The sequence below is a fragment of the Actinomycetota bacterium genome (assembly GCA_005774595.1).
Lineage (GTDB): Bacteria > Actinomycetota > Coriobacteriia > Anaerosomatales > D1FN1-002 > D1FN1-002.
In genome coordinates this window covers 1-5,881 of sequence record VAUM01000109.1, presented here as the reverse complement: position 1 = coordinate 5,881, position 5,881 = coordinate 1, and the positions used below count along the sequence as shown (strand labels likewise).

6 protein-coding genes and 1 tRNA gene are annotated in these 5,881 nt (G+C 68.4%); all 7 read left to right on the top strand.

What is annotated here, in order from left to right; translation table 11 throughout:
- A partial coding sequence (locus FDZ70_05700; protein ID TLM77163.1) for a cell wall-binding repeat-containing protein occupies positions 1–1,837 on the top strand: 1,837 nt, incomplete at its 5' end.
- A 29-nt stretch (positions 1,838–1,866) separates the two neighbouring features.
- On the top strand, positions 1,867–2,244 hold the full coding sequence (locus FDZ70_05695; protein ID TLM77162.1) for a phage holin family protein: 378 nt from the start codon (positions 1,867–1,869) through the stop codon (positions 2,242–2,244).
- Positions 2,245–2,258: 14 nt separating this feature from the next.
- Positions 2,259–3,683 carry a cell wall-binding repeat-containing protein gene (locus tag FDZ70_05690; GenBank protein TLM77161.1) on the top strand — a complete coding sequence of 475 codons (1,425 nt, stop codon included), beginning with the start codon at positions 2,259–2,261 and terminating at the stop codon, positions 3,681–3,683.
- Between the two features lie 75 nt (positions 3,684–3,758).
- A tRNA-Phe gene (locus tag FDZ70_05685) sits at positions 3,759–3,834 on the top strand.
- A 275-nt stretch (positions 3,835–4,109) separates the two neighbouring features.
- Complete coding sequence (locus FDZ70_05680; protein TLM77160.1) at positions 4,110–4,421, top strand: hypothetical protein; 312 nt, start codon at positions 4,110–4,112, stop codon at positions 4,419–4,421.
- 21 nt (positions 4,422–4,442) lie between these two features.
- The gene (locus FDZ70_05675; protein TLM77159.1) at positions 4,443–5,465 is read left to right on the top strand and encodes a hypothetical protein; all 1,023 of its coding nucleotides are present in this window, start codon (positions 4,443–4,445) and stop codon (positions 5,463–5,465) included.
- Positions 5,466–5,881: MBL fold metallo-hydrolase (locus FDZ70_05670; GenBank protein TLM77158.1), on the top strand; the 416-nt coding region annotated here is incomplete at its 3' end.

Genomic DNA, 5,881 nt, shown 5'->3' with positions numbered 1-5,881 from the left:
ACTCGGCCGGTACGAGGAGGGCGCGAGCGTCGCGCGTGCGGCCGCCGCCGACGCCCGCGTCACGAAGGCCGTCCGCGGCCTCGGCCGCGCCGGCGATGCCGGCCCCGCCGCGCTCGCTGCCGCCACGGCGCTCGGCGCGCCTGCGGCACGCGTGTCCGCCGCCGCGGCCGGCCCGGTGGCCGCCGGCGTCGACACCGCCACGCCCGACTCCTACGAGTCCGGCGCCGGCGATGACACCATGGCCACCGCCCGCGCCCTGCCCGACCACGTCACCTACTTCGCCGACGCGCCGTACACCGAGCAGCACACCATCGACACGGCTCGCGGCGCCACCGCGACCGCCGAGTGGGACGAGGACTGGTACCGGTTCACGGTCACCGAGGCCGAGATCGCCGGCGACGGCCTCTCGGTGCTGATCGAGGCGTGGACCGACGAGGCCGAGGTCGACCCGCTCATCGAGGTCTATCGCGCCGGCGCGTCCGCGACCGACCCGCGCTCCATGCCCGCGACCAAGTCCGGCGATACCACGTACACGGACTTCGACCCGAACTGCACGTACGGCGCCGACGAGTGCCGGTGGTGGTGGAACCACGGCGCCAGCGTGGCCATCCAGTTCGATCCCGACAAGGCCGCGGCGCTCGCCGGCACCTACTACGTGCGCGTGCGCCCGTACTACCAAGGTGACTTCGGCGACCCGGACTTCACGCCCGGCTTCTGGTGGAACTACGAGGGCGCCGCGGGCGCCTACACCCTGCGCTTCAAGATGGGCCTGGCGCAGCGCATCGCCGGCGCGAACCGCTACGCCACCGCGCGCTACATCGCCAACGAGGTCTTCCCGGACGGCGCGTGCGACGGCGGCGCGATCCTGCTGGCCACGGGCAAGTCGTTCCCGGACGCGCTCTCGGGCAGCGGGCTCGCCGGGCCGGCCTCGGCGCCGCTCGTGCTCACCGACGGCGCCTCGCTGTCGCCGGATGCCGCGGCCGAGATCGCCCGCCTCGCCCAGGGCCCCGAGGACACCGTCGTGTGCATCCTCGGCGGGACGGGCGCGGTGAGCGCGGCCGTCGCGACACAGGTCGACGCGCTCGCGGGCATCACGGTCGTGCGGCTCGCGCACCCCGAATACGACGACCGCTACGGCACCGCCGCGTTCATCAGCGAGTTCACCGACTACCTCATCGGCGAGATGTACCCGGGCTACGGCATCACGCCGGTGGCGTTCATCGTCAGCGGCGCGAACTACCCCGACGCGCTGGCCGCCTCGCCGATGGCGACCTGGAACTGGGCCCCGGTGCTGCTCGTGAAGAAGGATTCCGTGCCGGCGGCCACCGACGAGGCGCTCGACATGATGGGCATCACCGACGTGGTCATCGTCGGCGGCACGGGAGCGGTCGGCACCGGCGTGCAGACCACACTCGCCACGAAGCTCGGCGACGCCGACCACGTGCGCCGCATCGCCGGGGCGACCCGCTACGAGACCGCGCGCATGTTCGCCGAGTGGGCCGGCAGCATGGACCCGGCCGACCTCGTCGGTACACCGGCGAACCCGAGCGCGCTGTTCACGCTCTACTCCGAGGAGGTCGGGCTCGCCTCGGGGCGCAACTTCCCCGACGCGCTCGCGGGCGGGGTCATGTGCGGACACGCCGGCACGCCGCTGCTGCTCGACGACCTCTCCGCCGAGGAGCCCGAGGTCTACAACTACGTCGACAACGTCTACGACGACAACTGCTTCGATGCGACGCTGTGGAAGTCGTACGCGTTCGGCGGCGCGGGCGCCGTGTCGGACACCGACTTCCTGTTCTACGATTTCCTCACGGTCCCGTGGTGGGTCACGCTGTAGCCCGCCGCCCGACAGAGAGGCGCGCAAGGATGAGGCTGCTCGTCAGGTGGTTGCTGTGCTCGCTCGCGCTCGCCGCGACCGCGTGGCTGTTGCCCGGATTCGAGGTCACCGGCGAGGTCGGCATCATCTCGATCGCGGTGATGGCGGTGCTGCTCGGGCTGCTCAACGCGACGCTCAAGCCGCTGCTCACGGTGCTCGGGTGCGGGTTCGTCGTGCTCACGCTCGGCATCGGCATGCTGTTCATCAACGGGCTCGTGTTCTGGCTCGCCGGCTCGTGGGCGCCCGGCATCTCGATCGACGGCTACTGGACCGCGTTCTTCGCCGCCATCATCACGAGCGTCATCTCGTGGGCGCTGTCGCTGGTCGTGCCCGACGCCGCCGACGGCGGCAGGAAGTCCGGTTCGTAGAGTGGGAGGCCGCAATGCCGAGGAAGACCGCACGCGTTCTCCTCGCCGGCGCAATGCTGGCGGTGGTTGCGGCGAGCGGCCCCGCGGTCGCGTCCGGCGAGCCGAGCGTGCAGACCGTGCTGGGCAGCGGGATGGTCAGCGGGCACATAGACGGCGGCGCGTGGAGCAGCCAGGGCTGGACCTTCTCCGGGCTGAACGCCGGTGACCGGCTGTCGCTCGTAGTGTTCACCGACGTGGACGGCGCGGACGCGACGTTCTGTGTGTGGGAGCCGGACTGGATCCTCGACGACCAGCCGTTCCACAGCTCGGACTGGTGGTATGCGGGGCACCGCTTCACCCCCGCGGTGCCCGACATGGCCATCGCGGACTACGTGGTCCCGCCGGGCGGCGGCGGCGACTACAGCGTGTACGTCGGCGGCTACGACGCCACCGACTTCGACCTGTATTGGATGCGCGACGACGACATCGTCCAGCGCCTGTGGGGCGAGACGCGCTACGGCACCGCGCAGTCGGTGAGCCGCAGCAGCTTCGCCGAGGCGGGCGTCGCCGTCCTGTGCTCGGGCACGAGTTTCGCCGACGCGCTGTCCGCGTCCGCGCTCGCGGGCGCGTACGACTCGCCCGTCATCCTCACGCCGCCCGGGTACCTCGGCACGGATGCCAACGTCGAGATCATGCGCATGAACGCGCAGCGCGTCGTCATCGTGGGAGGCACCGCGGCGGTGTCCGACACGGTCGAGGACGACCTCGTCGCGATGGGGTACGACCAGCCCGGCGACATCGAGCGCATCGCGGGCGTCGACCGCTACCAGACGTCCGCCCAGGTCGCCGACAAGGTGATCGCGCTCACGGCCGGCGGCTACGGCCACGCGTTCGTCGTGAACGGCGCGAACTTCCCCGACGCACTCGCGGTCTCGCCGTACGCGCACAACATGAAGTACCCGGTCCTGCTCACCCCGCCGTCGTCGCTGCACGCCGAGGCGGCAGCCGTCATCGACTTCTACAACTTCAGCAACGTGCACGTCGCGGGCGGCACGGGCGCGGTGAGTGCGACGGCGTACCAGCAGATCGACGCGCTGAACGGCGGCACCACCGTGGTCAACCGCATGAGCGGCGCGAACCGCTACCAGACGGCCGTCGCCGTGGCGGACTACGCGAACGATCACGGCTGGGGCACCTACGCGAACGTCGCCCTGGCGACGGGGGCATCCTTCCCCGACGCGCTCGGCGCCGGCCCGGCCATCGGCCAGCGCGGCGGCGTCCTGCTGCTGCAGAGTCCGGCGGACGACACCGGCGCGGAGCTGTCCGCGTCGCCGGCCGGCCTCGAGCTCGCGATGGACTCGCACGGGCCGACCGTGGAGCACCTGCTGCTCATCGGCGGCATGGGCGCGGTGCCGATCGGGGCCGAGGAGTTCTACTGGAGCGAGTTCGACGCGCTGTAGCCGCAGGTCGCGGGCGGGGCGGGCTGCCGGCTCGCTTGACCGAGGCCGGGTGCGTGCTATCCTTCACGCTTGCGCGGCCAGGTAGCTCAGTTGGTAGAGCAGGGGACTGAAAATCCCCGTGTCGGCGGTTCAAGTCCGTCTCTGGCCACCATGCGAACACCGAAGACCCCGTCGAGTGCCGGCGGGGTCTTCTTGTGTTCTGAGCTGGGGATTTGTCAGTCACCCTCTTCCGGCTAACGCCTCCAGAACGCGTTGACGGAGTCGTCGCTGTTGCTCCACCAACTGGGGCTGCTGGGGTGAGTCACGGGACATATGCGGGAGAACGAGCGCAGCCGGCAAGGTGGGGAAGGCGGCGCCCACAAGCTGCAGAGTCATCGGGATACGCTAGCCTCGTGTCAGAGGCGCTCGCTACCATGCGGAATGGAAGTGCCCGCCGTCCTGAGGGGGACAGGCCTGACAGTCATCTGGACAGAGGATCAGACGCTTCGTGCGGGGAGCGGCCACGGAGTCGACTTCTTCTGGGGGCTGCCCTCAGACGAGACGGTAGCCGCGCACATCGTCGGATTCGATTGGCTACACGGCCAGCCGGAATCGGTGGAGGTCCGCATTCGCGCCGTCGATCAGCCAAGTAGCGATAGCCTGCGTGTCGCTGTTCAGTCGTATCTCGCTTCGAGGGGACCGATCAGTCTCGAACTCCAGGAGATCAGCCCTGGCATCTACGTCTACGTGAACGGATAGCGGCATTCGGAGGGAGCCAGCGTGATCGACGAACGGTATCAGCGCGGAATCGGTGAACGATTCCAGGAGCAGCTCGCATCCGGCATCCTTCAGCCGATCCTCGAGCGACTCCAGCATGACGACACGCTGAGTCTCGAGATTCGACGCGACTACGTCGACATCTACTACCGGGGTGGACGGCTGCTGGGCCTGCACCAGCAAGCACGCGGCGAGAAGTTCGCTGCGAAGTTCGACGGTCGCTACCTTGGCGGACACGACGGCTACACGTCAGCAAAGCCGGATCACGAGCCGCCTCCGACGGTTGCCTCCAACCACGACGCCGACGCCTGGGTTCAGGCGTTCGGCTTCTACAAGCAGGCAATGGACATTCGCTTCTGCAAGCATCCCAAGCTGGAGCGCGAGTATCAGCAGGCGGTCGTACGGGACAACAACCGGCATGCGACAGGCGATCTCTCTGACTACTTCGTGGTCGATATCGAGTACGCGCAGTCACCAAGCCTCTGCCCACAAAGGGAGACCGGGTTTCGGTTCGACATGGTGGGCTTGCGTTGGCCTTCGGCCGGTCGTACGAGGTCGAGTTCAGCGGCGACGCCAGTCATCATCGAGATGAAGGCTGGTGATGCCGCAATCGCGTCGGGTCGTGGGCCAGACGGATCGGGACATGTACTACCTGGACTCGCCAAGCACGTCTACGACATCGAGCGCTTCCTCGCCCCAGAGGCCAGCGGCGCAGTCTCCGAACCGTATGAGTCTCTTTGCAGGGAGCTCCAAGACATCTTCGACACGAAGAGACGACTCCGCCTGCCGGGTATCCCGAAGCGCATCGCCACACGCGAAGTCGAGGTCTCGGGTGGTCGACCCGAAGTGGTATTCGTGATCGCGAACCACCACCCTGATTCCTCTGTTCTTCGCCGCGAACTGGCGGATCTGCCCGACAGAGTGCACGCCGACTACTACGTGGCGAATGTGGCGCACGCCGGGTATGCGCTCTACGCCAAGAGCATGATCCCGCTCGAGGAGTTCGCCACCTCGGTGGGGGCCTAGTTGCGCTACACGATCCACCGGGGGCAGCACGAGATAGGCGGCATGTGCATCGAGGTCGCCTCGGACAGCGGTACTCGGATCCTGCTGGATCTTGGAATGCCGTTGGTTGCCCCCGATGGTGGTGACTTCCCGCGAGACACGCCACGAAGGCCGACATCCGAGCTGCTGGACGAGGGCGTCTTGTCCAGAGTCGCTGGCCTGTATCCGGATGATGCGACCACGCCATCCATCGAGGCGATCGTGCTCACGCACTCGCACTTGGATCACTACGGTCTTGCGCACCACGCTCGACCGGAGATACCGGTGTACGGCAGTGACGGCACGGTCTCCATCCTCGAAGTCGGCAAGGTGTTCTTCCCTGATGCTGTGGTTCCGCCCGACCTTCGGAGGCTGCCGACGGACACGCGCGTGTCGAT